1 protein-coding gene is annotated in these 1,773 nt (G+C 64.1%); it reads left to right on the top strand.

Annotated elements, in window-relative coordinates:
- Positions 1-739 precede the first annotated feature (739 nt).
- Positions 740-1,225, top strand: coding sequence for a hypothetical protein (locus EB084_24760; GenBank protein ID NDD31476.1), 486 nt, complete (start codon positions 740-742; stop codon positions 1,223-1,225).
- Positions 1,226-1,773 lie beyond the last annotated feature (548 nt).

Here is a 1,773-nt window from a genome sequence, read left to right as displayed (position 1 = left end):
GACCCTCGCCAATCGGATGTTTCTTTCGAGGACGGGGACGGGGACGAGGGCGAGGGGGCGAGGTGAAATCGAGGATAAGCTCGGGGCAAAGGCCGCTGCGTGGCCTGCGACCCAAGTCAAGCATGATGTGACAGCTGGCGGTGTCACGTGACAGCCAGGGCCGTCACATCGCCGCGGTGTGACAGCTGGAGGTGTCACGTGACAGCCAGGGCTGTCACAACGCCCGCTGTACGACGCCGGAAAAGACTGACGCCATCTATTTCCGCGCGGAAAATCGCACAACACCATACGACGCCACCCACACCACGCCCGATAGCCCCAGCACCTGGCGCGTCGCCCCACAGCCCACCCCGATTCGTCCTCAAAACAAACGAACCCCTGACAAGACTTCCGGGGTCGCCACCCAACGAACCCCCACGAACTCCGTAGGACCGAGCCTTCGGACAGGGCACCTGATGCCACCTTCGCGCACTGCCTTCGCCTGGGCGAGCCTCGTGCAGAGCGCCCTGGTCTGCCTCAGTGCATCGCGAGGCTGCGGGGGCGGAAACAATGGCTGCGGGGGCAGGGGCGACATATGCGGCAACGGGGCCGTGGGAAACATTGCGCGGGCGTCTGTGATCGAGCGATGTTCACATCGCGTTTCTAAAGGGTTTACCTGCTGGCAACGATGCGTTAACATGAGCGAGGTACGCTTGCGATGGGGCTCAGCCCCAAGTCAACATGCGGAGGCGTTCACGACATGGAAAAGCTCAAGAAAGCCCTCGACCAGATGGCCACCGAAACACAGAAGCACTTCGACACCTTGCGTGCCGACCTGCGTGGGCATCGCGAAGAGATGCGGGCCTCGCTTGCGCAGCAGCAAGCGGCGATCGAAGAATTACAGGGGGCTGGTGCGCAGCAGCAAGGGGCGATGGCGGATATGCAAGCGGCGATTGCCGACCTGCAATCGGCAACCAGCAGACTGCAAGCAGGTGCTGCTAACGCCACGCAATCCCTGGCGCACCTCCACTCGGCCGCGACGGTTACCGGCCAGACACTCCTGCGCCACGAGCACACCCTCGATCAGAGCATGGCCAGGGTGGCTGACGACCTGAACCGCCATCGCGAGAACGTGGGAACCGCGATATACGGCTACGTCGAAGATGTGAATGCCCTCAAGATCGAAGTACGAGGGCTCGCAGCACGCGTCGATGCCCTCGAGCGGGATACGCCGCCGGCCGCGTGAACTCGAACGCGGGGCACGGTGTGTTGGTCAGACTGGCCTGCGGGGCTCGGATGCGGTTGGGGGCGTTCCGCTCTGCTCTGCGAGACTCGCGGCCGAGGGTCCCCCGCTCTGCTCCCGCGTGGTGACGAGTCGCTCGCGGGAGACCCCCACCCGCGGCGACGAGAGAGAGACGCCCCCCGCTCCCCTGCCCTCTCGAAACGTCTGATCCCAGAATCGGGGATCAACCCGAGACATGATCCCTGACGCAGGGATCATTTCGAACTGCGATCCCTGAATCGGGGATCAAAACGTGCGCGCCCCCCCAAAAAAGCGAGCGCCAGAGCGCAGGGCAGTCCCCAAAACTGGCAAGAACCCGTGATTCGCTCCACGAAACGCAGGGGCCAGAGCCGCGCCCAATAAACATTCTTCGCAGGAGCCGCAATGAACGCCACCACGAAGTGCCCGGTCTGCCCCCTCGAAGACGTGCCGTCCACCGCGCTGCAGTGCCCGAACTGCAAGACCGACCTCACCCTGCTGCGCCGCATCGAGACGCTGGCCGACAGCTTCGC

The sequence above is a fragment of the Pseudomonadota bacterium genome, from assembly GCA_010028905.1.
Classification (GTDB): domain Bacteria; phylum Vulcanimicrobiota; class Xenobia; order RGZZ01; family RGZZ01; genus RGZZ01.
This window is presented reverse-complemented; position numbering and strand designations above follow the sequence as displayed.

Bases quoted from the DNA above. Each gene is read 5' to 3' on its own strand.
- EB084_24760 (NDD31476.1), top strand. From the start codon at position 740: ATGGAAAAGCTCAAGAAAGCCCTCGACCAGATGGCCACCGAAACACAG.